The sequence below is a fragment of the Fervidobacterium riparium genome, from assembly GCF_025370035.1.
GTDB classification, from domain to species: Bacteria; Thermotogota; Thermotogae; order Thermotogales; family Fervidobacteriaceae; genus Fervidobacterium; species Fervidobacterium gondwanense.
In genome coordinates, this window is sequence record NZ_CP009277.1 from 552253 (window position 1) to 577304 (window position 25052).

A 25052-nucleotide genomic window follows, 5' to 3' on the forward strand; every position below is an offset into this window, starting at 1 on the left:
TAATTATTTTACATCCTATCCAAAGTAGCAAACTAATTAAGAAGGATTTCAAGTGTCCTCGGTTCTCTCGTTTTATACGACTTACTAAATACACTAACATCCTCCCTATCAACATCCACTCTATCCATACTTTTACGTCCAGCCACTTTTTCCGCTCAAAATTTATGAGTTTTTCGTTATTTTTCAGCTTTGTGCTATCTATAGTCGCGATACTTCCGATTAGTTTTTTCATTAATCTTGATAACTTTTCTTTGTCTATTTTCTTCTTTCGATAGCTTATCGTTTGTATTGATGGAAGTTTCTCATCGAAAGCTATTTGATTAGCTTTTATTTTCCTTTATAGTTCTCTAATCGAGTTTGTTTGGAGGAAATAAAAAATAATCAAGAACTTGAGAAAGACGATATCGTTATATTTACGAATATGCATACGTTTAGAAGGTTTACAGACAAGATTTGTAATAGATTCAAGAATATTGCTTGGGATATTGAAAGAGATAGTAATGTACTGAATTTGTTCCCTAATGAGCTACACCTCCGAGTGTAACTAATTACTAACTGAATCTTATTTGGTATAGCTCATTTTTTTCAAATATCATTCGCTACTTACTTTGGACAGGGTGAAATCCAAAAACTAAAGTATTTTCATATGTTATAAAAAACTATCAATGTAAATTATGATGATTATCTTACAATTGAATTTTATAATTATGACCTGAAATCTTCAAAGGAAAAAAAAGACAACCACAGAAAATTATAGTCATTTATAAGCCCATTTCTTATTTTTTTTGCATTTAATCTAATAAATAATTACATTTGTATGAACTAAATTCACTGTATTGTTATGTAACAAAACTAATTGCACTAGGTTCACATGCATATACGAGTAATTGGATATTGGTTAATATATTTTCCAAGAAAATGGTTTATGGTGAATACAAAAAAATACTCTGTCTGATATGACAGAGTATTTAAATATGCGACTTGTTGCTTTATTTTTATTCAAAAACTATTAAAACACACTAAGAATTTTTATATGTTTCTTGATCAAAAAATGAACCGATACGAAAATAATGACAAAAACAATGTTGAGTTGGATAAAGTATTTAGTTGTGTAAAAATTACTTGTGAAATTCCAAAGCGTGTGAATTACTGTTGGTACGAAGATATTATTACCTGAGAAGATGTATGTTATTGAAAGAAAGATTGCTACTAAAAAAACAAATATTAGTGATGTTATTAACGTGTCCTTGTAGAAGAGCATATAGACAGGGAAGTGTCTAAAAGAAAATAGCAAAGAAGATAACAAAACTCCACTCAAGGTACCCATTTGCTTTTTCACAACGTTAAATACTATGTCACGATAGGTTAGTTCTTCAAAATATGCAGAGATAAAGTAAATGAGACATGTAATAATTAGCCATGATAATGAATTTGAAATTTTTATTCCAAAAAGATAAACATTGTCTCTGGGAGAATTATCTACAAAGTAAATTAGAGTAGTGATAAATAAAAGATAAATTGAAAAGAGAATAAGATTTCGTTTGGTTCCTAACTTTTTTAAAAAAACGAGGCTTGTGTATTTGCTGATAGTTAAGAGCTCAAAAAACAACAAAAATAGAAAATAAAACAAGAAACTACGAAGAAAGATCACGAGAACAAAAAATAACTGTATTTGGATAGGTTCTGAGAAAAAAGAAAGGATATTTTGAGGAGTTTTGTTTAAATAATATCCGCCTAGATTAGCATTATGAAAAAATAAGGGATAAAACTTGTAAAAAATTTCTGGAAAAAGTATCAAAACTCTTATTCGCTGGGAAAAAATTAAAAAGATTAAAAATCCGTAGATAAAAAACCTATTTTTGTGATTCATTATCTTACCACCTTGATAATTTTGCTTCTCCCTAATAAAAGCATTGTAGATTAATCGTAAAACAAAAATCCAAAACGGTTTTAGCGAGTATTACTATAAATTAAACTGCTAATGCCACAGTGTTGATTGTAGAGAAGGTCAACAATAAATACTTTTTGCTTAACAGAAAGGTGCCCATTGTTGTATAGACAATAAGCAATCTCGAATTTACCAAAATTTTGAGACTGTTTATTAGTAAGAAACTTGTATGGCATTTTTTGGTTTATTAAAACCATATCACCTGGTGATATTTCGAAAGACGAAGCTCTTAATACATCGTTATTTAACTTAACAAAAAGCGAAATTTTTCTATGCAAGGTTTTTTCGGTTGTGCTTTGTAAAAATACTTTTATGTAGAACTTTGTATCTATGCCGAAGTACAGATTTTTTCTTTCAACGTTCTTCACATCCAATATTTTGACAATTAAATTATCATTTTCATGGTATTTCTTCTTCGTTTTTTTGAAGATAGTTGAGTTATTATTTGGATTAAACAACATAATATCTCCAAAGATATTCTCATTTAATATTTTTTCGTCCACTTTTATATTATAAAATTCATCAATTTCTATTTTATCATATTCATCGATTTCCAGTTCAAATGTTTTTCCATAATCTTTGTTGTATTTTTCAAGGTAAATTCTCATTATATTCCCCCCACTTTGAAATATGAACAATATTTTAAGGCAGTGGGGGACGTAATTTTAGAGATTAAATTTCATCTTACTCCCCATGAATCAAAGTCAATATCTAGAATTGCAGCTCCGCTTCCTCCACCTACTTTAATAACACCAGTGTTATTCACTGTTTTGTTAAAATTATCGATGTATTGTTTGTAAATAACCATCGGAGCATCAGGAGGATTTTCATACGCTTCATCCAAAATTCTTCTAAGTAATTTTTCTACATTGTTTGAAAAAGACTCGAGATTCGCAGTAGCACTGTTCTTAATGTTTGTAACACCATAATAATTAGAATACGAAATCATCGGAGAGACACTGCCAGCAGAATTATCAATTACAGTCCTCATTTGCTCCCCTCCTGTCTATCCCCCACTGCTATTTACATTATGGCGTTTGTTTTTGTCAAAATCAAGTTTTATTTCCAAACTTTTACTTATTTCGTTTGCTTTTTTCTTTTCTTTTCTTTTCTTTTCTTTTCTTTTCTTTTCTCGTGTTTGCACAATTTAGCGTTGTTTTTTATCAGTCAAAAATTATTTTATAATACACTTGAAAGTAACTTTACGTATGAATTCAATAGTTAAGGGGGGACAGAGCTTTGGGATATCTTATAATTGAATATGTTATTTACAGCTTTTTATATTACCTTGGTAAAAGCTTTTCAAAGTTGGTAAACTACGTTGTCGGTGTTGATGTTCATTATCTGTTTTTGAAGAAAACCTTATTTTTTATAATTGATGAATTTAATTCTGGAAAGTGGTATATTGTTTTCCAACCGTTTTTGGGGATGGTTTTTGAAGTTATTTTTCTATTAGTTATAATAAGTATCTTTAACAAAAAACACTCGGAACAAATACTGTATCTGAAAGATTTTGTTCCAACAAAGAAAATGATATTTCCATTGTTGATTTTTGCATTGCTATTTACAAGAATTTTTTTGAAAGCTTCAAGTGAAAGTCTGCGTTTATTTTTCCAATCTTTGGTATTAATGTTACCAGTTTTTATTTACGATGCTATAGATGAAATTTATTTTCGAAAGGTTATTTATCAAACAACAAGAAACTATTTCAATGTGTTTCTTTCAGTTGTTATAACTTCGATTATGTTTCTGATTTTTAATTTTTCAAATCCATATATTTTTTCCGCAGTTCCGAAATTACATTTTGTTACTTTGATTATTTTAAGCATCATATACACAGCACTTTTTGAACTAACAAATAGCATTTTTTCTTCAATATCAGTGCGTACTATAAATGATTTTCTCATAATACAAGTTCTGATATCAGTAAAAAACTGGATGTACCTTGCAGTTTGGAACTTGGTAATAATATTCTACTGCGTAGTCTTGGCTGTGATGAAAAAGTTTAAGAAATATCCGGTGGTCTTTGATTCTCTTGATGGTGGTGATAAAGATTAAAGTTAGGACAAAGCATCTTATTATCCTTTTATTTTTGCTGCTTTTTGTTATTTCAATGCTCTCTGTTATTTCTCATATATCAAAGCTCCATCTCAAGGGAAGCGGAACAAAAACGGATCCGTACTTGATAGAATCTCCCGAACAATTTACAAGATTGGGAGATTCTAAATTTGCGTATTACCGTATAGAAAAAGATCTGGATTTCTCTAAAGTGAAATTTCGTCCCATAAGGTATTTTAACGGAATTCTTGATGGGAATGGTAAGTCTCTTTTAAATATAAATATTGACGGGACAAAACAGTTTAAAACAGCTATTTTTTTGGAATTGGGAAAGGATTCTAAAATAATTAATTTAAAAATTGAAAACATCGATATTCTGTCAGGACTTGAGGGTGCCATTTTAGTTCATACAAACAACGGTGTTATTGAGAACGTTACTATTTCAGGTAACGCTATCATAAATCCGCCTGTAGGAACTTATTCCAGCTTATCCTCAGATATCATGGATATCGCTGTACCTAATTATAATGAAGAAGGGAAAGATATTTCATTTTCACGTTCCAGCGAGGCTAAATATTTCAATATTAATTTGATTGGGTTTGCTGGCATATCGTTTATAAACAGGGGAGAAATATTAAATTCTGAATTTAAAGGGAAGATATTGTATTCTCAAAGAGCTAAAAATTCTGGTTTTATTTTAATAGCTTCAGGAATTAATTTGTATAATTCTCGGGAAGGTATTATTTACAATTCTAACTTTGAAGGAGAATTGAATTTTGAGGTTGAAAGATCATTAATTGGAGGTATATCGGTATATAATAGAGGAAAAATACAGAATAGTGGTTTCAAAGGAAAAATTTCTGTAGAAGCTTCAGATTCTAAAAATTCCATTTATGGAAATTATATTGGTGGGATTGTGTATCATAATGGTGGTGTAACTGAAAATTGTAAGTTTACTGGTGAGCTGTTAGGTGACGTTGTTTCTATGGTTGTCTACAACGAAAATGGAGCTTTGATTGACACTATGGATGCGCATAATTTGGGAGTAACAAGCAGAATATTCTCTTCATTCTCAATACAAAATTATGGTAAAATACTCAGTTCTAAACTTGAAGGAATCATTTCAGCAAATAGGTTTGGTGGTTTTGTATTTAATAATTATTCTTCTGGTGAAAGAGTATTTAACTGTCAAGTAGATGCGAGTGTTACTGCGAACGAAATTGGACAAATTGCGTATTTTACATCAGAATATTCGCTTGTTAAGTTAAGTAAAATATTTATTAGATGTTCTAATCGTGTTGTAAAATCTTTCCCATTTATTTACTTTGGAACAAAGAGTTTTCCTGACCTCGATAAACATGAAACAGGGAACATTATGTCTTACAATCTGATAGAAACAGATATAAAGATGCTCAAGAATGAATAATTTAAAATAAACCGCCAGCACTTGCTGGCGGTTTTTTAAATTAATTCATCGCATACGCATTTAAATCAAAGTATCCGTGGCCTGAGAGTGTGAAGACAATAGCTTGTTTATCTTGTTTTTTCGCTTCTTTTATTACATACGCTATTGCATGGGCTGATTCTGGTGCAGGGACTATTCCTTCAAGTTGAGCGAATAATCTTCCTGCTTTGAATACTTCTTCTTGTGATACGCTTGCGGCGTCTATTAATTTTTCGTGGTAAAGTTTTGAAACTATCGGTGAAGCACCGTGATATCTTAAACCACCGGCATGGATAACAGGTGGTACGAAATCTTTTCCAAGTGTGTACATTTTCATCAATGGTGTTAAACCAGCTGTGTCTCCGTAATCGTATCTGTATTCACCTTTCGTCAACGATGGACAACTTTCTGGTTCAACTGCAACAATTTTAATGTCTTTTCCAGATAACACATCTGGTATAAACGGCAACGCGGTACCACCGAAGTTTGAACCACCACCATGGCAAGCTACGATCATATCTGGTTTTACGTTCATCACCTCAAGTTGCTTTTTAATTTCCAAACCAATCACAGTTTGATGCAAAAGCACGTGATTCAACACACTTCCAAGAGCGTATTTTGAGTTATTTTCGTTTAAAACTGTATGAACTGCCTCTGATATGGCTATACCAAGACTTCCGGGATGTGATTCATCAAACATTCTACCAATTTCTGTTAAATTGCTTGGACTTGGTGTAACGTCTCCATCGAATATATTCATGAGAATTTTTCTAAAAGGTTTTTGATGGTAACTGACTTTTACCATGAAGACCTTTACATTCAATCCGAATTTCTTACCAGCGTATGATAATGCACTTCCCCACTGACCTGCGCCTGTTTCGGTGATGAGTGTTTTTGTTCCGGAGATTTTGTTGTAATACGCTTGAGCAAGTGCCGTATTGACTTTGTGGCTTCCGGTTGGACTTGTCCCTTCGTATTTGTAATATATCTTTGTTTTTGTTCCCAAATATTCTTCCAAAAATGTTGCACGTATAAGTGGTGTGGGTCTGTAAACTGCGTATTCTTTAAGAACAGGTTCTGGAATAGGTATGAAACGATCTTTACTCACCTCTTGTTCAATAAGTGGTTCTGGGAATATGGCAAGTAACTTTTCAGGTGCGATAGGTTGATTCGTTTGTGGATCAAGTGGTGGATCCAACTCAAACGGTAAATCGGCAAGAACGTTGTAATACTCTCTTGGTAAATCTTCCGGTTTTAAGTAAACGTACTCTCTCATAATCCCAACCTCCTCTAAGAATGAAATGAAAATAATAGCGGTGTATTTTGTGATTTTGTAATTAAATAAAAAAAGCCGGGTATGAATTTTTTCATACCCGGCGATTGCCCTACCTATTTATGCTTGTGCCTAAGTTTTCTTAGAATATATGGCAACAAGCAGGTGGACAACCACCGGTTGTCCACCACCACCAGAAATTGGAATTGATTGTGTTTAATTCACATATCACTTGCAAATTACGTAAATCTACTGTTTTCATGTTTTTGCTCCTTTAAACACTTGTTTTCTGTATTCTATCAAATAAATTTTGTAAAGTCAAGTTTTTGATTATCTGAGAGAAAATATTCAAAACTTCCCGTTATTGTTGGTATTTTTCATAAACTTGGGCCAGTCGCTTTTCATGATATCTTTCGATGAAACTTTTATTGCTTGAACGATACCATCTTCGGTTACTACGACTAGTAAATTGTTTCTTAGATTAAGGCTTGCTTTTGTTGTTCCAGTTGAAAATGTCCATAATTGTTTGCCTTTTGAATTTAATGCGTATAGGTCTCCGTAATGATTTATGAAATAGATAATCCCATCGTCTCCTATCAAAGGGGTAGAGTAAATATTCGCTTTTGTTTTAAATTCCCATAGTTTCTTTCCGGTAGAATTTAAAGCATAAATCGTCCCTTCTTCGGTGCAAAAGTATATGTTCCCGCGGCTATCTATAACAGGGCTACTGTATATTCCACCATCGGAGAGGAATTTCCATATCAGTTTTCCATCTTTGGATATGCAGTGCAAGTAGTTGTCGTAACTGCCTATTAGTATATTCCCATTTTTATCAAGCGCAGGACTTGAATTTGTTTCAGTGTCTATTTTGAATTTCCATACCAGTTTTCCAGATTCTGAGAGCTTGTAAACATATCCATCCGAAGAAGCAAAGACGATATTTCCGGTGTTATCTATAGCGGCACTTGAATATATAGCTCCTTGCGTTGTGAATTTCCATAGTAATTTACCATCAAATGAGATTGCGTAGAAATTTCCATCTTGACTACCAACGTAAATTGCGTTTTTGCTTATCGCAGGTGTGGAGAAAATGTACTTTTCCGTAGCGAATTTCCAAAGTACTTTCCCATCTTTGCTAATTTTGTAAACGCATCCATCCCAACTTCCAATGTATATGTCGCCTTTTTCATCAATCGATGGAGAGGACGAAAATCCTTTTTCTATACTAACTTTCCAAAGTATTTTTCCATTCATGTTTAATTTGTATAGACTTTTGTCTCCGTCGATTATATAAACGTAATCTCCGTCTATAGCAGGACAGTGAGTTATTGAAGAACCATTGTTGATCTTCCATTGGACTGAGATAGAGAATGTGATTGTATTTAAGAGAAGGATTATAATAACAATCATTTGAGTAAAGTTCGAGATGCTAAACCTTCTCAAATTCAACACGGTTCCTCCCCCTTGTTTTGGCTTTGTAAAGTGCTTTATCGACTCTTGATAATACAGAATCGGTAGTGTCTCCGTCAACGTACTGAGTAACACCAAAACTTATCGAGATAGGCTTAATGATGGGATCTATCGTTATGTTTATCGCTTTTCGAAGTCTTTCGGCTATCGTTATCGCTTCTTTTAGATATGTGTTGGGGAGTAATATGACAAATTCCTCTCCACCCCAACGCGCTAAGGAATCAGATGATCTTAGATGAGAGCTTAGTATAAAACTAACTTCTTTTAACACCTTATCTCCCATCAGATGTCCATATATATCGTTTATCTTTTTAAAATGATCCAAATCACCTAAGATTATCGAGAAAGTACTACCATCCATTCTTGCATGTTCAAGTTCTTCTTTGATCAGTCTTCCGAATTCTCTTCTGTTGTTTATCTTTGTCAATTCGTCTGTTACTGACATATTTTTTGCATCTTCGAGGGCATTTTGGAGATCTCTTGTGCGTTCGTCTAATTTTTCTTGTAACCATCGGTTTTTCTCTTCCATTTGTTTAAGTGGAACTGATTCATCTTTTGATAAATCCAGTTCTGATTGTGAAATGTGAAGATGGTAAATAAGCCAACTTTCACCTTCTTTGACAAAGAGCATACTCATTCTAAGTCGTTCAATTTTGTAATCCGTCTCTTCTATTCTTAGATTAAACTCTAAACCACATAGAGCAAGAGCGACGGTAGGGGTTACTTCAGATGCTTTGAAAAATGTTATTTTGTATGGAATTGTTTCGGGGTATTGAGACATTTCCCGTTGATATAGATAAACGCTCTGTTCATATGTCAATCCAATTTCATCTTCACCGGTACCAATTGCAGATAGGTCAGGATGAAAGCATTTTAAAACCTTCTGCAAGTCTCTGTCAATTAGATAGGCTTTCAAATAACTTTCCAGTACAAACCTAATTTCTTCTTCAAATGAATTATTGTTTTGATTCATTAGGATACCTCCAACGCGAAATATAAAATAATTATATCATAATTTTTGATTTTTGGTAATGAACTTAAAAAAACTATTCCCCTTCTCAGAAGGGGAATAGTTTTCAGAAGAATTTGCTATCCAATTAGCATTACTATAACATCATTCACATTCGTCCCGGTCGAACCTGTTATTAGCAAATCACCAGAAATCTTCAGTGCGTTGTAGGCATCGTTGTTCTCTAAAAAGACTTCAGGTGAATATCCTGCTTGTCGTATTTTTTGGCATGTTTCACCATCAACTATACCACCTGCAGCATCCGTTGGTCCATCTGTACCATCAGTTCCAAAAGAACACAAAGTAACGTTTTCCATGCCCTCTATTTCAATAGCAAAAGAAAGTGCAAGTTCCTGATTTCTGCCACCTTTTCCTGTACCTTTGACATGCACTACTGTTTCACCGCCAAGAATTACCGCACAAGGCTTTTTAACAGGTCTATCGTTCTCCAGAATTTCTTTAGCAATAGATGCAAGGAATTTTCCGGCTTCTCTTGCTTCACAACTTAGATTTGTTGTGAGCAAAATGGTGTTGTATCCAAGTTCTTCTGCGGTGTTTTTTGCCGTTTCACATGCTATCTTCACACTTCCTATGATATGGCTTTCAACATTCGTAAGTTCTTTAGGAGTTTCATTTTTAAGTGCTTCGATTATTTTTTCTGAGACTTTTATGTTGTATTTTTTGATTATCTCAAGTGCTTGCTGAGATGTCGAACTATCAGGATACGCTGGACCGGAGGCGATACTGTCGAGTCTATCACCGAGTACATCTGAAAGTATCAAGGAGATAACCTTTGCAGGATAAACATGTTGAGCAAATCTTCCACCTTTGACTTTCGATAGATGTTTTCGTATCGTATTTATTTCAATTATGTTTGCTCCGCTTTTCAGTAATTGATTTGTTAGGTCTTGAATTTCTTCGAGTGTTATGCCATCCGCGGGTATTTCAAATAGAGCAGATCCGCCACCAGAGACCAAAAACAAAACAGTATCTTTTTCTGATAGATTTTTTGTCATATCAAGTACTCTTTGCGTTGCACGGATTGTATTCTCATCTGGTACAGGATGACCTGCTTCGTAAATTTCTATACCTTCGATTTCTCCTTCTGAATGGTTGTATTTTGTTATCACTATTCCAGATTTAATTTTATCTTTGAGTGTATCTTTCGCTGCTTTTGCCATACGCCAAGCGGCTTTACCTATGGCTATGAGAGTTATATTATTCAGTTCTTGTTTTGATAGTATATCATTTAAGGTCTTTTCCACAGATTTATCTGGTTTGGATGTGCTTATAATTTTTTCGATGATTAATTTCATGTGTTCTTTTAATTTATTCATTTTCCCACCTCGCTGAATAACCAGTCTTCTGACTATATATCCAATTTGATAGAAATGACCGGGTTTTTACCCGGTCATTTAATTAATTTATTGCAAACTGTATGTTGTTACACAACAAAGAAACTCATAATCCATACAACTACAGCCGCAGTTAAACCTTCTAAAAGAGTACCAAACGTTTGCAATTTGTATCCAGTTTTAACATCCATTTTTGATAATTGGCTAACTACCCAGAAGTAACTATCATTTGCGTGTGATACAACCATTGATCCAGCACCGATAGCTACCACAGTGAGTGCTTTGGCTATTGGTGAAACGAAGCCAAGTGATTCCATTAATGGTGCTAGTAATGATGCAGTTGTAATTATAGCTACCGTTGAAGAACCTTGCGCAGTTTTTATTGCTGCAGCTATTATGAATGGTAACCACATGCCAAGGTTGGCTTTCGATAGGTACTGACCTATTACGTTTGCTATGCCGGAATTTTGGAGCACCTTTCCGAATGCTCCACCAGCTGCTGTTATCAATATGATAACACCAGCTTGAACAACCGCTTGGCCTACCCATCCGCTCATAGATAACATTTCTTTGTCAAATTTCTTGGGCAATAGGAAAGCTATGAGCACACCTATCATTAAAGCGGATACTGGATGACCTATGAAACCGATGAAGTCTTTGAAGAATCCTTCTCCAAATGGTTTTGTTGGGAAATCAGAAATTGATTTTAGAACTATGAGAATTATTGGAAGCACGATTGGCAAAAATGCTTTCGGTGCATTTGGAGCTTCTTTCATCGTCTTTTCAATTTCGCTTTCGGTGAGCTCGGGCTCAGGATCTATTTGGATTTTTGAAGCGAATTTAACCGAGAAAAGCCAACCAACTATTATCGCAGGAATTGAAACTATCATACCAAGTAGGATTGTAAGACCAAGGTCAGCACCAAGAGTTCCAGCAGCTGCAACTGGTCCTGGAGTTGGAGGTACCATGGTATGTGTGGCATACAAACCAAGGCTGAGAGCTATACCGGTTGTAGCAAGGCTTAGATTTGCTCTTTTCGTCAGTGCTTTGTTAAGAGGAGTTATAATGACAAAACCAGAATCACAAAAGACTGGAATTGATACGATGTATCCTATTATACTCATCGCAAGTGGTACGTTCTTTTTACCTGTAACCTTGAGTACGGATTCTGCCATGGTGAACGCTCCGCCGGATTTTTCAAGGAAGATACCGATTATTGTACCTGCAACTATAACAATACCAATGGAGCTTACAGTTCCACCGAATCCTTCGGTAATAGACTTAATAATGTCGGGCAAGTTCATCTTTGAAAGCAGACCGTAAAGGAAGGCAGCGAATATCAATGCTAAAAAAGGATGTAGTTTCCACCGTACAGTCGATACAACGATGAAGACTATCGAGAGTAGTAGCAGAATAGTCAACCAAACACCCATGATCGTTCCCCCCTTTGAAAGTTTGTGGGTTTCCCCAAGGGTATTATAACACAAGGGTATTATAACATAATTTACAATGATAATGCATTGAACTTTAGAAAATATCCAATTTTGTTAATCAAATTTTTTGCTTTTTACTGTTCAATCTCAACTGTTTACTGATCACCGTTCACTATCAGCTGCTCACTGATCACCGTTCACCGATTGCTACTTCCCAAGCGCTGCTGTTGCCAGTGGTTCTACCCACGTTCCGGATGTTCTATCGTAGATACCGAATCCTGCGCAAAATTCCCAGTATGCGAGTGAAAATCCAAATTCTTCGGCGGTTTTTCTTACTGTTTCCGTCCATTTTACTCTTGAATCCATATCCGCTTTTGAGTAAGCTCCGAATTCGCCAAGGAATATCGGTACATTGTTTTTCTTCGCCCAATCACTAACGTATTTGAAGTGGTTTTTGATCTGCTCCACTTCCCAGTCTTTACCTTCCCATTTTACTCCTACTGGTAGTTGTGGGGTGACCCATTCTGCACCTTGGTGAGTGAAATTGAATGGTTCATAGTAATGGAAGGATACTATTATATTCTCATCGTCTGGTAATTTGAGATCCTTCACAGCAGAGTAATGTGCCCAATTCGGTACATCGATTATAACTATTCTTTTGGGATTGATTTTTCGTATCATGTAAATGTCAATATCAAAATGAACAAAAAATCGAAAATAAAAATGTACAAAAAATAAACTTAGTTTTGCTGGTTTGTGTTGCTAAAATATACTGTTTTTGACTGCAATCTGTATGAAGGACCTTTTATGAAAATCACGTAAGAATGATGGAGTAGCCTATCCAAAATTGCATTTGCTATCGTCGCTCCACCAAATATCTCTCCCCACTCTGAAAATACAACATTAGTTGTTATTATTGTGCTGCTCTTCTCATATCTGCTTGATATCAGCTGGAAAAATAAATTCGCTCCATCATTGTCTATAGGCAAATAACCTATCTCATCTATTATTAAAACTTTGTATTTCGAAAAATGCTTAAGTCTGTACTCTAATCTGTTCTCTAACAGTGCTTTTTTTAGCTGAGCTATTAACTCTTGAAAATGTATAAAATATGTTGAATACCTTCGTTTTGCACACTCTATACCTATTGCTGTGGCTAGATGCGTTTTCCCTACCCCTGGTGTTCCGACAAATAGTATATTTTCATTACCCTCTAAAAATCTCAAACTCATTAAGTCCATTATCTGTTGCTTGTTTATACTTGGCTGAAATGAAAAATCAAAATCTTCTATACCTTTTATAAATGGGAAATTTGCCACCCTCACACATCCTAATATCGCCCTTTCTTCTTTGGCTTTTATCTCTAAATTACTAAGTTCATATAATGCATCTGTCATACTCTTTTCTCCGCTTGCCACTAAATCTAAGTATTTGTCAAGGTTATTCTTTATGTTGTGAAGACCTAACTCTTCTAAGTTGTTAAGTAGTTTCACATAGTTGCTCATTTTTAGATTTTCTCCTTTCTTTAGTTTTTCAACAGATTATCAAATTTCTTTAGGTTCTCCTCACATATCTTGTTAAGCTCTTCTTTTTGACCAACTCTCATTAGCATTAGCTGTTTGTAATCTTCATCGTGATAATTGATACTTTTTTCATCAATAACATGTATCCTTAACAGGTTTGTGTTATAATAAATATAAATTTTGTTTTCCACCTCCTTTACTTGGACTGTTTTTCCTATGTATTCGGGTGGAACAGAGTATTTACTTCCCTTGTAGTAAATCAGAGAGTCCTTTTGGACTTTAACTGACTTGTAGGAATTTAGGTAACTCTCTATTAACCTTTTGTCTGGCAAGGGTTGTAAATACTCTTTTTCTTTTTGAAACAGAAGAGCAGGTGGGACTTGAGTTGTTTGATTTGGCTGCATACTGACCTTTGCGTTTATCTCTTTTATTATCCTTACTAAGTCCTCTTCTGTTTCAAATTCACCCTGATATGGCAGTATCCAATATATAAACTTGTTTGCTGCTTCAACTTTTCCTTTTGTGTACGAATGTCTTGGTTTGCACAGTTTCACTTCAAACCCAAAGTCTTTTGCAAAACTTTTAAATCTTGAATTTACTTTAATTTTCTCACCTGTTATATCAACAACTGCTGCTGCATTGTCAAATAAAATCTCTTTAGGTACTCCGCCTATATCTTTGAATATTCTTATTAGACTTTCTATTAATTCTTCTTGAGTTTTTGTCCTGTTTATCTCAAAGCAGCAATATCTTGAATAACCTAATTTAAAATCAAGAACATTAATAACAAACTCCTCTCCATTTCTTGAGACAAGCTTTATATTCTCTTTCCAATCAACTTGCGCTTGCTCACCTGGATCTGTCTCAAATCTTGGGTGACCTTTTACTTTCTTCTCTGGCTTTAATCCTTTTTTCTTAACATACTTATTGAAATTTGAGTATGTTCCTATTGTCTCATCTTTTGATTTTAAATACTCATAAACACCCTTGACTGTAACTCCTTTGATAGCAAGCTTTGATTTTATCTCATCATAGTATTTGTCCAATTTACTTGGTTTATTTCTATTCTTAGGTTTTCCTTCATAACCCTCATAATACTTTTTTACTGTTCTTCTGTCTATCCCATATATTCTTGCAAGTTCTGAAAAGTTAGGTTTCATTTTCATCGCCCTTATCATGTTTAAATGTGCTGTTAAGTTCTGCATTTGATATCCCTCCTCACTATGAGAAAGGATATCATATCAATGTACAATTTTGTACATCCTTATATTCCACTTTCAGTACATTTTTATTTTATCATTAACACCATAAAATAGGATAAGCGCAAGCATTTTTCTGTAAATAGAGCGAAACATTTCATTAATATTCAACCTCATACAGATACTTATCCATTAGAACACTTTTAGAACATTTTCTATAGATATTTGATTGGCGTAACATATGTTACAGCATAATTTTACAGACACACGTATAATATTGTTGACTTAGGCAAAACTAATTAATAACTTTTCTGGAGGTGGTAGTATGGCAGAGGTTTTCAACAAAAGAGAGTACTTGAAGAATCTCATAAGAAGAGCGGACAGGAATCCGGAAGAATTGGAAAGGCTTAAGGACGAAATCAAGGCTGTTATCAAGGAACTGCAACCTGTTGAGATTGCAATTGTTGAGAATGAACTTTCGAGAGAGGACGGTATAAGCGTTGAGAGGATTAGAGAGATATGTGACATCCATCTTGAATTGATGGAAGATTTCCTAAAAGAAGAACCGAATCTCGAGCACTGGCACCCGATATACATATCGATGAAGGAACACGAAAAACTTATCATACTTATGAAGCAAATGAAAAATCTCGTCGAAACAATAGTGTCCAATCCAACCTTCGAAAATCTCGTAACTCTCGGAAAGTTAACAGAAGAGCTGAAAGGGATAGAACTCCACTTTCAAAAGCAGGAATACGGCATATTCCCATACGTGGAGAAATATGGTGTTGAACAACCACCAAAGGTCATGTGGTCTGAACACGATACGATGAGAGCGATGATAAAGGAATTTGCACAGATAATCGAAAACAGAGACTTGGAAGGGTTAAAATCACGCGGTTTGCAAATTATGACTCAACTGCTTGAGATGTTCATGATGCACGTGCATAAAGAGAACCATATCTTGTTCCCAACAGCGCTTAGTCTTGTGCAGGAAGATGAATTCAAACTCATCAGGAAAACTTTTGACGAAATTGGATATTGTTGCTACTTCCCGAAAACTTTTACAGAGAACGCACAAGAACAGAAGACTCTAAGCAACGAAGGCATAGAAAAGCTCCTAACCGCATATAAAGATATGAAAAATGCCTTGAAGGCAATGGGCTACATAGATGAAGAAGATACGGATACCGTAAAACTCCCCTCTGGAAGCTTTAGGAAAGAAGAACTCGTTGCACTGCTCAACACTTTACCATTTGATATCACATTCGTAGATAAAGATGACAAGGTAAAGTACTTCAGCGAAGGGAAGGATAGAATATTCTTAAGAACACGTTCTATTATTGGAAGGTCAGTTCAGAATTGCCACCCACCAAAGAGTATACACATCGTCGAAAAGATTCTGAACGACTTCAAATCCGGCAAGAGAAACCACGCAGATTTTTGGATAAAGCTCGGCGATAAGTATGTACTCATAAGATACTTTGCGGTAAGGGATGAAAAAGGCGAGTACCTTGGTACGTTGGAAGTCACCCAAGATATAGCACCTATTCAGAAGATAACAGGCGAAAAGAGAATTTACGACGAAGAGTAATTTAAAAACGAGGAGGGAGAATCATGGTTTACAGAGTGAGCGACGTAGAGAATCTAATGAAAGGTCCAATCGATGCGAGAAAGTTTTACAACTCTGAAAAGGCAATTGTAGCAAAAATCACGCTCCAGCCAGGTGCAGTTCTTGAAAAACACTCATCGAAAGAATTCGCGTTGCTCTTTGTCATCAACGGTCAGGTACAGGTTGAAATTGGAGACAACGCTTACAATTTAGAAAAAGATTCTCTTATAGAATTCCCAGAAAACGTACTTCACAGCGTTGCAAACAGAACAAGCGAAGTAGCAGAAGTTTTAGTTGTCAAGATTAAATAAATCCTCCGAAATATGATAAGAAGCCGGTAATACCGGCTTCTTTCTTGTTATCTCTTAGTTCGTAGTTGGTGTACAATTATAAATACCGCTACAGTATCCACTCTGAAGGGAGGTGGAAATATGAAGCATAGAAATGCTATCGTCTTTCTTTTAGTTACTATGCTTATTTTTCTGAGCACTTCAGGCTTTGCCAAATGGACTGAAAAGAAGGAAAAGGACCCAAAAACCGGCAAACCTGCGGTCATTATCGTTTCTCCAGAAGGGAAAGCAAACCCGAACAAATCACTCCCAAACCTAACGGCAAGTCTTGTTATATCAACAGTAGGCTCTTCAGAGAACGTATATATCCGCTTTGGGATAGCCCTGCCATTTGTAATTAAAGAGATACCAACTCAAATCAAGATCGTTCAGCCGGGCAAGAAGAACCAAAAAGTGGTAGATGTAAAGCTCGTCAATTACAATGGCTATTGGTACGTCGTTGATGGTCACAAATTCTCTAAGGATTTGAAAAATGCTTCAAGTGTTGAGTTGATATTAAACTTTGGAATGTTTTCAGTGACGGTAAATATCCCTATAAACTAAAAAAACAAAACGGGCGGTTTTATCCGCCCGTTTTGCTTATTTAACTATCATCGCTTATTGTTGCTCTCCGGTCGTTCCACCCTGTGCTTGCTGTTTGTAGAGATACTCACCTATCTTCATACTTTCTCTCTGCAAGTCGTCGAATAGCATCTTAATCTTTGCAATGTCGTCTCTGTTAATCGCGTCTCTCAGGTCTTTGATTATTTCCTCGAGCCTTTCTTTTGTATCAGCCGGTATCTTATCGCTGTTTTCTTTAAGGATTTTTTCTATATGATATGCAAGATCATCTGCTTTGTTCTTCAATTCGACTTCTTCTCTCTTCCTCTTGTCTTGCTCTTCGTACATCTGAGCTTCTCTAATCATCTTTTCGATTTGGTCGCTGCTCAGCTGTTGCCTTCCTGTGACAACCATGGACTGTTCTTTACCAGTGCCAAGGTCTTTGGCAGAAACATGGACTATACCGTCACTGTCTATGTCGAACGTAACTTCAATTTGCGGTACTCCTCTTGGCGCCGGTGGAATTCCGACGAGCTGGAAGCTTCCAAGGAATATGTTGTCCCTTGCCATTGCGCGTTCACCTTGGTAAACCCTCACTTCAACGCTTGTCTGACCATCCTCAGCTGTTGTGAATACCTTGCTCTTTTTGACAGGAATCGTTGTGTTCCTCGGTATGACTGGTTCGAGAAGCCCACCTTTAACTTCAACGCCAAGCGTCAACGGTGTAACATCAACAAGTACAACGTCTTTGTCCTTTGCACCTTCTGTACCGCCAAGAATTGCTGCCTGAATTGCCGCACCGATAGCAACAGCTTCGTCTGGGTTGACGTTCTTGTTTGGGTCTTTTCCAAATATATCTTTGATGAACTTTTGGACCATTGGTACCCTCGTCATACCACCGACGAGGATTATTTCGTCTATGTCCTGCGGTGAAAGTTTTGCGTCGTTCAATGCCCTTTCAATTGGTTCTCTTGTCTTTTCAACTAAGTCTCTTGTTAGAGACTCAAACATAGCTCTTGTAAGTCTTATTTCAAGGTGTAGTGGACCTTCGGCTGTCGCGGTAATGTACGGCAGGCTTATGTCCGTTTCAAGCTTTGAAGAGAGCTCTATTTTTGCTTTTTCTGCAGCGTCTCTCAATCTTTGCAGTGCTTGTTTGTCGTTTCTCAAGTCAACACCGTATTGTTTCTTGAATTCGTCGGCAAGATAATCGATTATTCTCTGGTCGAAATCATCACCACCGAGGTGGTTGTTACCGCTTGTTGCAATAACCTGAATAACTCCGCCACCTATCTCGAGTATCGAAACGTCAAACGTTCCACCGCCGAGGTCGTAGACAAGGACCTTTCTTTCGCCTTCCATTTTATCAAGGCCATAAGCAAGAGCAGCCGCTGTTGGTTCGTTGATAATTCTAAGAACTTCAAGACCTGCTATGATACCAGCTTCTTTTGTTGCTTGTCGCTGAGCGTCGTTGAAGTAAGCTGGACAAGTAATAACTGCCTTCTTAATCTCACCACCGAGGTATTCTTCTGCGTCCTTTTTGAGCTTCTTAAGTATGTACGCACTGATTTCTTGTGGAGTGTATTCTTTGTCATCGATCCTCACCTTGTAGTCAGAACCCATTTTTCTCTTTATAGACTTAATGGTTCTTTCTGAATTGAGAATAAGTTGCCTCTTTGCCGGTTCACCAACGAGTATCTCACCATTTTTCGCAAAAGACACAATCGATGGTGTTGTTCTGTTTCCTTCTGCGTTTGGAATGACCTCTATGCTTCCATCCGGTTTCATCCAAGCTATAACTGAGTTTGTCGTTCCGAGGTCTATACCAACAACATACTCCTTCTTCGCCATATCTATCCACCTCCACGTGTGATTATTATTATCTTGTGCCATCTTTATTTTAACAGATTAGCACTCACTTGTCAAGAGTGATAATTAAAAATTTCAAAAAATACCCGAAGTTAAAGAAACTTCGGGCGTTTATTGATGAACTCTTAATGTACTACTTTGAATTTGAATATTGTAGTATGGTAGTAGACCTCACCAGGTCTCAACACAGTAGGCGGGAAGTTTTCATGGTTTGGCGAATCTGGGAAGTGTTGTGTTTCGAGGCAGAATCCAGTGTGCTTATCGTATACGTTACCTCTCTTGCCCCACCATCCCAGTAAGTAATTTCCTGTGTAGAATTGTAATCCCGGCTGTGTTGTATACACTTCTATACGTACCTTTGATTCCGGGCTGAATACACTTGCTGCGTGTTTTAACACCTTATCGTTTCTCTCAGACAATACATAATTTATGTCGAATCCATTAATACCTTGATTTTCAAGTTTTGATATTGCTTCTCCGATTAATGCCTCATTCCTCAAATCGTACCCTGTTCCTTCAACCGGTTTAATCTCTCCAGTCGGTATGAGATTTTCATTTACAGGTGTGAACTTTTCAGCATATACCTGTATTTTGTGGTTATATATCTTCCCTTTCCCAGAAAGGTTGAAGTATGTATGCTGAGTGAGATTGACAATTGTCGGCTTGTCAGTTCTTGCGGTATATTCTATCTTCCATTCGTTATCATTCGTCAGCGTGTACACAACTGTTGTTTCGAGATTTCCTGGATATCCCTCCTCACCATCGTGGCTTGTGTATTTTAAGATTAGTTTCGAACCCTCAGGTGTAATTTCGGTTGTGGCGTTCCACACCTTCTTATCAAACCCCTTCCAACCTCCATGTAATGCGTTAGACCTTTTGCCACCACCATCGTTAAGCGCGAGTTGGTACTGTACACCATCGACAGTAAACCTACCACTCGCTATTCTATTTGCGTATCTTCCCACAATTGCACCCAAGTAGCCGGGATTTTTCTCGTATTCTTCCAAAGTGTCATACCCAAGTACCACATCTACAAACTGCCCATCTTTGATCGGTATCCACAGCTCCCTTACAATTCCACCATAATTCAGTACGTTCATAATCATGTTGTTTCTGTTTATCAAGATGTATTCGTATACAGGTATTCCCTCTTTTGTGTAACCAAAAAACTCTTTTTGAATATTGCCGTAGTCTAACAATTCGCTCCAACTCCTTTCCTAAGTTTAGCATTCTCAAATAGCCAAGAATTCATCGACCGCCTCTTCTATGACTCTAAGCGAGGACTTCCAAAATTCCTTCTTTGTTATGTCTATTCCGACACTCGCCGCAACTTCTTCCGCCGTTCCTTTTCCTGTCGAAGAGAGCAATTTCTTGTACGTCTCAAAGAATCCTTCTTCATCTCTTTTTGCATAAATACCGAGTCCGAAGAGCATGCCGAATGTGTATGGAAAGTTGTAGAAATGGAACGTCGGTGAATAATAGTGGGGTTTCACAAGCCACATGTATGGGTGCTGGACATTCTCATCAAGGCCTTCTCCATATGCTTCTCTTTGAGCACTTGTCATAATCTGTTTGAGCTCATCAACGCTCAAAGGTCCCGAAGTTCTCTTTTCGAAGACGGTTTTTTCAAAGAGGAATCTACTGTATATATCTATTATTATCTGTACAGCGTCGGAAAGTTCTTTATCTAATAAGGCAAGTTTTTCCTCAGCTTTTGCCTCCTGCTTTATTTTGTTCAGCAAGAGCGTTTCGTTAAAAATCGATGCCGTTTCTGCCAGGGTTGCAGGCGTTGTGCTGTTAAGAGGTGTCTCTTCTTTCAGGCAGTAATTATGGAACGCATGTCCAAGTTCATGAGCTAATGTTAATACATTATCGAGCGTTCCGTCGAAACTCATCAGAATTCGCGATTCTTTAAGCGCTTTCACGGAAGAACAGAACGCACCACCGCGTTTGCCCGGTCTTGTTTCTGCGTCTATCCACTTTCGCTCAAATGCTTGGTCTATGAATTCACCAAGTTCATTTGAAAACTCCGACAGCTTTTCAACAATGAAGTTTCTTGCCTCTTCGAATGACCAAGTCCTCGTATACCCACCAAGCGGCGCAAACAAATCGTACCAAGGCAACCCTTTTGAGCCATCTGAATGTCCCAATATTTGAGCCTTCTTTTGCAGATATTTTCTTAGCTTCGGCATGCTCTCTTTCACAGCTTCCATCATCGCATCGAATGTTCCTTGAGAAATTCTGTTCTCAAATAGCATCGGTTCAAGCGGGGAAGAGTAACCTCTGAGCTTGACTTCGGTCAAAAATTCTCCTTTTATGCTGTTGAGACATTGAGCTATGACCGACGCAACACTTTCGCAAGCTTTCAGCTCTGATTCATACGCCTTTTTCCTAACTTCTTGAGATTTATCGTATGCCAAGTTTCTTATTCTCATAAGCGGAAGTTTCTTCTTCTCGCCGTTGAGTTCAATGTCGCAAAGTAGGTTAGATGTTGTTTTTTCGTACAAGTTGTTCCATGCGTTTCCGCCCGTGAGCCTCATCAGGCTTATAATCTTCTCTTCGCTCTCAGAAAGCAGGTATTTTGATAGCAGTTTCTGTTCTTTTATGACAAATCTGTGCGATTTAACTACTTCTGACTGAGAATGCTCGATGCCTGATATATCCAGTTCTTTCAAGAACTTTCTAAACTTTGTTCGCGCTAATGATAGATCTACGAATTTACTTCTTATTATATCAAGGTACTTTGCAGCTGCTTCGTTGTTCGCATCTGCACTGAGTGTCAAACTCGCAAAGTTGTAAAGCTTACCAGCCAAGAGAGATAGCTCGTTCAACTTAGAAATTACATATTCAAGTTTTTCCTCTGCGTTTTCAATCGTCTGGAAATTCTCGTCCATCCAGGATAGAAACGCCTTGACTTCACTTTCAAGTCTTGTTATGTCCCCTTTGAACTCTTCTGATTCAAACGAAGCGTAAATGTTAGACAAATCCCACCTCATTTGCTCACACCCCTTTTTTGATTAATCAGAAACTAATGTGGATATTTATATTATAGCACGTTGGTGGTATAATTAATTCGCATCGTTATCTTTCCATAAGCGATTTTAGAGTTATGACAGGGGGTGTCAAATATGGTTACCACGAAGAAGATTATAGATATGAAAGGCAAAGAGCCCATTGTAATGATTACAGCGTATGATTATCCAACCGCAAAGATTGCTTCTGAGTCTGGCGTAGAAATCATCCTCGTTGGTGATTCCCTCGGAAATGTTGTACTGGGATACGACAGCACGATACCAGTGACGATGGAAGATATGCTTTTTCACATTAGGGCAGTTAGAAGAGGCGCACCTGATGCGTTTATAGTTGGCGATATGCCGTTCTTATCATATGAAGTTAGCATTGAAAAAGCCGTCGAAAACGCCGGTTTGATGCTTAAAGCTGGTGCTAATGCGATAAAGTTGGAAGGTGGACAGGAATACGAAGAAACGATTAGAAGAATAATAGCTGCTGGCATACCGGTAATGGGGCATCTCGGCTTTACTCCACAATCCGTTAATCTCTTAGGCGGTCACAGGGTGCAAGGAAAAACTCAAGAGAGCAAGGAAAAGTTGCTTAAAGACGCTAAAGCACTTGAATCAGCAGGTTGTTTCGCTATCGTTCTTGAACTCGTTGTGGAGAATGTAGCAAAAGAAATAACTGAGAGTGTTAATATACCTACCATAGGCATAGGTGCGGGGCGGTATTGCGATGGGCAAGTACTCGTCTTCCATGACGTTGTTGGATTGAGCACAGCGAATTTTAAATTCGTCAAAAAATACGCCAACACTTACGAAATAATGTCCGAGGCTGTTAAGAACTATAGGAACGAAGTGAAATCAAGAACCTTCCCAGCTCAGGAAAATATTTTTGAGTAATCAAAAAAGTCCCCAAAATTGGGGACTTTTTGTTATTCCTAAGGGGGTCAACCTTTTATAAACTCATTCCACACGGTGACAAAGAATATTGCAACAGGCACGGCAAAGAAAGTTCCTACAAGTCCATATGCTAAACCAATGACAAAGATGAATATTATCATCAACACGGGATTTATATCAGCCTTGTATTTCATTATGAATATGAAAAATAAGAACGCACCAAGATGGACAAGTGCGACAATGATGTTGACGATGATAAAATCCTTCAGCCCAAGTACGAGTGTGACAATAATCACCGGTATCCATTCTATTACGACACCAACTATCGGTATCAGATTCGTTATGAATCCCCAAAATGCGAGCAAAACTTTGTACTGCGGAAGATATACAGAAAAAAGTATGTAAAAGCTTACTGAGACGATAATCGCACCAAGAAGCATTATGTCAACATAGCTTTGAAGTGCTGTACCAAGTTTCTTCAAGAAATCTTCGACTACTGGTCTCACCTTTTTTGGAAACAATCCGGGAAGCGAACCTGTCGTCCACCTTGTGTAAATCGTTATGTATATTGTAAACAGTATGCTGTAGAAAAGTATCACAAGGAAATTGGGTATTTTCTTTGCAAATTCTAACAGGTAAGTGTTGAATATTTCATTAATCTGAGGACTTGCCCAATCGGCAATTTTTCCTATTATTTCGGACAACTGAGGGTTATTTTTCAAGTAGTCTTGCCAGTATTTTGAATCAAGAATGTTTCTGATGAACTCAGAAAATGGACCAACTTGCTTCACCACAACAGGTATTATGTTCACAAACGCGTACGTCAGAACTCCAAAATAGACTACCAAAGAAATAATAACCGCAAATGCATGCGGTATTCTAATTCTGACAAGGTTTTTGTATATATAGTTGACAACCAATATGGAAATTAACGAAAAGACGAAGACATATAAGAGCGTCTTCGAAATCATAAATGCAATGAAAAAGGCAACTGCGTAAATGATTATATACAACAAAGCCTGTTGCTTAATGCTCAATTTCACTCATCATACCTCCTATGTGGATTTCAAAGTATTTTCTTATTTCTTCTATATCAGAAGTTATTCCAAGCACCAACATCAATTTAATCCTTGCTTTCTGCGATAGGGGGTGTTCGCTAAGTATAGCACCCTTCCTGCGAAGATCCGCCCCTCCGCCGGCATAACCATATATCGGGTATACTCTCCCTTTAAAACACCTCGAAGTTATAACAACCGGAACCCCAGAATTCACTATCTCTTCAACAGCTTGTGCAACTTCTGGCGGAATGTTTCCTCTTCCAAATCCTTCAAGAACTATCCCCTTATATCCCATGTTGTGTACCGCACGCAAAATAGCTCCGTCATCACCTGTGAACGCCTTCACCACCGCAACTCTTTCTTCTATCTTATCTGTTATTATCTTCTCTCTTGTAAGTGACTTTCGAAAGTATATAACATTGTTTTCGTCAACAACACCCAGCGGTCCGTAACCTGGCGAGTCAAACGTTGCCACGTTGCTCGTATAGGTCTTCGTAACTTCTCTTGCAGCGTGAATCTCATCGTTCAAACATACTACAACTCCCATTCCATAGCTGCTGTCTGAAGATGCTACAAGCACTGAAGAAAGTACATTTCTTGGACCATCTGTACTCAATTCGCTGATATTCCTCATCGATGCGGTTAGAACAACAGGCTTCTCTGTTTTTAAAACTAAATCAAGAAAGTACGCGGTTTCTTCGAGCGTATCCGTGCCGTGCGTAATAACTGCACCATCGTAATTATCCTTTTCAAGAAATTCATCAATCTTTTTGGCAAGCTCTAACATCAACCTCGGTGTCATTTGAGGGCTTGGGATATTCGAAAATTCGCACAACTCTACCTCAGCTATTTCATGTAATTCCGGAATATCCGTCACAAGTGCGTTTCCCTTGTCAAAAGGTACAACCGTTCTTCCTTTCTTAACCATCGCTATCGTTCCGCCCGTACTTATGATAATTATTCGTTTTTTATCCATCCCACTCTCTCCCTTTCACAGTTT

General features: G+C 36.9%; 22 protein-coding genes. 6 read left to right on the forward strand and 16 right to left on the reverse strand.

Annotated elements, in window-relative coordinates; translation table 11 throughout:
• Window positions 1-1009: 1009 nt before the first annotated feature.
• The 3 genes from IB67_RS02460 to IB67_RS02470 all read right to left on the reverse strand — a co-directional run bounded on the left by IB67_RS02460 (window position 1010) and on the right by IB67_RS02470 (window position 2939).
• Window positions 1010-1870, reverse strand: a complete 861-nt coding sequence (locus tag IB67_RS02460; RefSeq protein WP_498875423.1) for a CPBP family glutamic-type intramembrane protease — start codon at window positions 1868-1870, stop codon at window positions 1010-1012.
• A gap of 80 nt (window positions 1871-1950) precedes the next feature.
• Entirely contained in the window at window positions 1951-2556 is a 606-nt protein-coding gene (locus IB67_RS02465) for a hypothetical protein (RefSeq protein ID WP_498875424.1), read from the reverse strand.
• Between the two features lie 71 nt (window positions 2557-2627).
• A complete protein-coding gene (locus tag IB67_RS02470) occupies window positions 2628-2939 on the reverse strand; it encodes a hypothetical protein (RefSeq protein ID WP_498875425.1) in 312 nt (103 codons plus the stop codon).
• Between the two features lie 248 nt (window positions 2940-3187).
• On the opposite strand from IB67_RS02470, the gene IB67_RS02475 reads away from it, so the two are divergent.
• Both IB67_RS02475 and IB67_RS02480 read left to right on the forward strand, forming a co-directional pair.
• Window positions 3188-4006: a CPBP family glutamic-type intramembrane protease gene (locus IB67_RS02475; RefSeq protein ID WP_498875426.1), complete on the forward strand. Its 819-nt coding sequence runs from the start codon at window positions 3188-3190 to the stop codon at window positions 4004-4006.
• A complete protein-coding gene (locus tag IB67_RS02480; protein ID WP_498875427.1) occupies window positions 3987-5432 on the forward strand; it encodes a hypothetical protein in 1446 nt (481 codons plus the stop codon). Before IB67_RS02475 ends, IB67_RS02480 begins: the two co-directional genes overlap by 20 nt.
• 40 nt (window positions 5433-5472) lie before the next feature.
• On the opposite strand, the gene IB67_RS02485 is transcribed toward IB67_RS02480, so the two are convergent.
• From IB67_RS02485 to istA, 8 genes are all read right to left on the reverse strand, one after another.
• Window positions 5473-6726, reverse strand: coding sequence for a TrpB-like pyridoxal phosphate-dependent enzyme (locus IB67_RS02485; protein ID WP_498875428.1), 1254 nt, complete (start codon window positions 6724-6726; stop codon window positions 5473-5475).
• Window positions 6727-7071: 345 nt separating this feature from the next.
• Window positions 7072-8172, reverse strand: coding sequence for an outer membrane protein assembly factor BamB family protein (locus tag IB67_RS02490; protein ID WP_498875429.1), 1101 nt, complete (start codon window positions 8170-8172; stop codon window positions 7072-7074).
• On the reverse strand, window positions 8153-9166 hold the full coding sequence (locus IB67_RS02495; RefSeq protein ID WP_498875430.1) for a diguanylate cyclase: 1014 nt from the start codon (window positions 9164-9166) through the stop codon (window positions 8153-8155). Before IB67_RS02495 ends, IB67_RS02490 begins: the two co-directional genes overlap by 20 nt.
• A gap of 116 nt (window positions 9167-9282) precedes the next feature.
• On the reverse strand, window positions 9283-10539 hold the full coding sequence (locus tag IB67_RS02500; protein ID WP_498875431.1) for a glycerate kinase type-2 family protein: 1257 nt from the start codon (window positions 10537-10539) through the stop codon (window positions 9283-9285).
• Window positions 10540-10646: 107 nt separating this feature from the next.
• Entirely contained in the window at window positions 10647-11990 is a 1344-nt protein-coding gene (locus tag IB67_RS02505; protein WP_498875432.1) for a GntP family permease, read from the reverse strand.
• Between the two features lie 207 nt (window positions 11991-12197).
• Complete coding sequence (locus IB67_RS02510; protein WP_498875433.1) at window positions 12198-12671, reverse strand: glycoside hydrolase family 5 protein; 474 nt, start codon at window positions 12669-12671, stop codon at window positions 12198-12200.
• 59 nt (window positions 12672-12730) lie between these two features.
• The gene (istB, locus tag IB67_RS02515) at window positions 12731-13495 is read right to left on the reverse strand and encodes an IS21-like element ISCbe3 family helper ATPase IstB (RefSeq protein WP_014451263.1); all 765 of its coding nucleotides are present in this window, start codon (window positions 13493-13495) and stop codon (window positions 12731-12733) included.
• A gap of 20 nt (window positions 13496-13515) precedes the next feature.
• Complete coding sequence (gene istA / locus IB67_RS02520; protein ID WP_290853041.1) at window positions 13516-14718, reverse strand: IS21 family transposase; 1203 nt, start codon at window positions 14716-14718, stop codon at window positions 13516-13518.
• Window positions 14719-15037: 319 nt separating this feature from the next.
• On the opposite strand from istA, the gene IB67_RS02525 reads away from it, so the two are divergent.
• The 3 genes from IB67_RS02525 to IB67_RS02535 all read left to right on the forward strand — a co-directional run bounded on the left by IB67_RS02525 (window position 15038) and on the right by IB67_RS02535 (window position 17217).
• Window positions 15038-16306 carry a DUF438 domain-containing protein gene (locus IB67_RS02525; protein ID WP_339747712.1) on the forward strand — a complete coding sequence of 423 codons (1269 nt, stop codon included), beginning with the start codon at window positions 15038-15040 and terminating at the stop codon, window positions 16304-16306.
• 23 nt (window positions 16307-16329) lie between these two features.
• On the forward strand, window positions 16330-16635 hold the full coding sequence (locus IB67_RS02530; protein ID WP_339747709.1) for a cupin domain-containing protein: 306 nt from the start codon (window positions 16330-16332) through the stop codon (window positions 16633-16635).
• A 120-nt stretch (window positions 16636-16755) separates the two neighbouring features.
• Window positions 16756-17217 (forward strand): hypothetical protein, encoded by a 462-nt coding sequence (locus IB67_RS02535; RefSeq protein ID WP_424695552.1) that lies wholly within the window; start codon window positions 16756-16758, stop codon window positions 17215-17217.
• Between the two features lie 54 nt (window positions 17218-17271).
• Here the strand turns inward: IB67_RS02535 and dnaK are convergent, their stop codons facing one another.
• The 3 genes from dnaK to IB67_RS02550 form a co-directional block, all read right to left on the reverse strand.
• Window positions 17272-19062, reverse strand: a complete 1791-nt coding sequence (dnaK, locus tag IB67_RS02540) for a molecular chaperone DnaK (RefSeq protein WP_339747703.1) — start codon at window positions 19060-19062, stop codon at window positions 17272-17274.
• Window positions 19063-19205: 143 nt separating this feature from the next.
• The gene (locus tag IB67_RS02545; protein WP_339747700.1) at window positions 19206-20279 is read right to left on the reverse strand and encodes an aldose epimerase family protein; all 1074 of its coding nucleotides are present in this window, start codon (window positions 20277-20279) and stop codon (window positions 19206-19208) included.
• A 33-nt stretch (window positions 20280-20312) separates the two neighbouring features.
• Window positions 20313-22076 (reverse strand): M3 family oligoendopeptidase, encoded by a 1764-nt coding sequence (locus IB67_RS02550; RefSeq protein ID WP_339747697.1) that lies wholly within the window; start codon window positions 22074-22076, stop codon window positions 20313-20315.
• Between the two features lie 132 nt (window positions 22077-22208).
• Here IB67_RS02550 and panB point away from each other — a divergent pair, with 132 nt between their 5' ends.
• Window positions 22209-22994 (forward strand): 3-methyl-2-oxobutanoate hydroxymethyltransferase, encoded by a 786-nt coding sequence (gene panB, locus IB67_RS02555; RefSeq protein WP_339747694.1) that lies wholly within the window; start codon window positions 22209-22211, stop codon window positions 22992-22994.
• Between the two features lie 47 nt (window positions 22995-23041).
• Here the strand turns inward: panB and IB67_RS02560 are convergent, their stop codons facing one another.
• Both IB67_RS02560 and IB67_RS02565 read right to left on the reverse strand, forming a co-directional pair.
• Window positions 23042-24037 (reverse strand): AI-2E family transporter, encoded by a 996-nt coding sequence (locus IB67_RS02560; protein ID WP_339747691.1) that lies wholly within the window; start codon window positions 24035-24037, stop codon window positions 23042-23044.
• Window positions 24021-25028, reverse strand: coding sequence for an asparaginase (locus IB67_RS02565; protein ID WP_339747688.1), 1008 nt, complete (start codon window positions 25026-25028; stop codon window positions 24021-24023). Before IB67_RS02565 ends, IB67_RS02560 begins: the two co-directional genes overlap by 17 nt.
• Window positions 25029-25052: the final 24 nt, after the last annotated feature.

Bases quoted from the DNA above. Each gene is read 5' to 3' on its own strand.
- IB67_RS02460 (WP_498875423.1), bottom strand. From the start codon at position 1,870: ATGAATCACAAAAATAGGTTTTTTATCTACGGATTTTTAATCTTTTTA.
- IB67_RS02465 (WP_498875424.1), bottom strand. From the start codon at position 2,556: ATGAGAATTTACCTTGAAAAATACAACAAAGATTATGGAAAAACATTT.
- IB67_RS02470 (WP_498875425.1), bottom strand. From the start codon at position 2,939: ATGAGGACTGTAATTGATAATTCTGCTGGCAGTGTCTCTCCGATGATT.
- IB67_RS02480 (WP_498875427.1), top strand. From the start codon at position 3,987: ATGGTGGTGATAAAGATTAAAGTTAGGACAAAGCATCTTATTATCCTT.
- IB67_RS02485 (WP_498875428.1), bottom strand. From the start codon at position 6,726: ATGAGAGAGTACGTTTACTTAAAACCGGAAGATTTACCAAGAGAGTAT.
- IB67_RS02495 (WP_498875430.1), bottom strand. From the start codon at position 9,166: ATGAATCAAAACAATAATTCATTTGAAGAAGAAATTAGGTTTGTACTG.
- IB67_RS02500 (WP_498875431.1), bottom strand. From the start codon at position 10,539: ATGAATAAATTAAAAGAACACATGAAATTAATCATCGAAAAAATTATA.
- IB67_RS02505 (WP_498875432.1), bottom strand. From the start codon at position 11,990: ATGGGTGTTTGGTTGACTATTCTGCTACTACTCTCGATAGTCTTCATC.
- IB67_RS02510 (WP_498875433.1), bottom strand. From the start codon at position 12,671: ATGATACGAAAAATCAATCCCAAAAGAATAGTTATAATCGATGTACCG.
- istB (WP_014451263.1), bottom strand. From the start codon at position 13,495: ATGAGCAACTATGTGAAACTACTTAACAACTTAGAAGAGTTAGGTCTT.
- istA (WP_290853041.1), bottom strand. From the start codon at position 14,718: ATGCAGAACTTAACAGCACATTTAAACATGATAAGGGCGATGAAAATG.
- IB67_RS02525 (WP_339747712.1), top strand. From the start codon at position 15,038: ATGGCAGAGGTTTTCAACAAAAGAGAGTACTTGAAGAATCTCATAAGA.
- IB67_RS02530 (WP_339747709.1), top strand. From the start codon at position 16,330: ATGGTTTACAGAGTGAGCGACGTAGAGAATCTAATGAAAGGTCCAATC.
- IB67_RS02535 (WP_424695552.1), top strand. From the start codon at position 16,756: ATGAAGCATAGAAATGCTATCGTCTTTCTTTTAGTTACTATGCTTATT.
- dnaK (WP_339747703.1), bottom strand. From the start codon at position 19,062: ATGGCGAAGAAGGAGTATGTTGTTGGTATAGACCTCGGAACGACAAAC.
- IB67_RS02550 (WP_339747697.1), bottom strand. From the start codon at position 22,076: ATGAGGTGGGATTTGTCTAACATTTACGCTTCGTTTGAATCAGAAGAG.
- panB (WP_339747694.1), top strand. From the start codon at position 22,209: ATGGTTACCACGAAGAAGATTATAGATATGAAAGGCAAAGAGCCCATT.
- IB67_RS02565 (WP_339747688.1), bottom strand. From the start codon at position 25,028: ATGGATAAAAAACGAATAATTATCATAAGTACGGGCGGAACGATAGCG.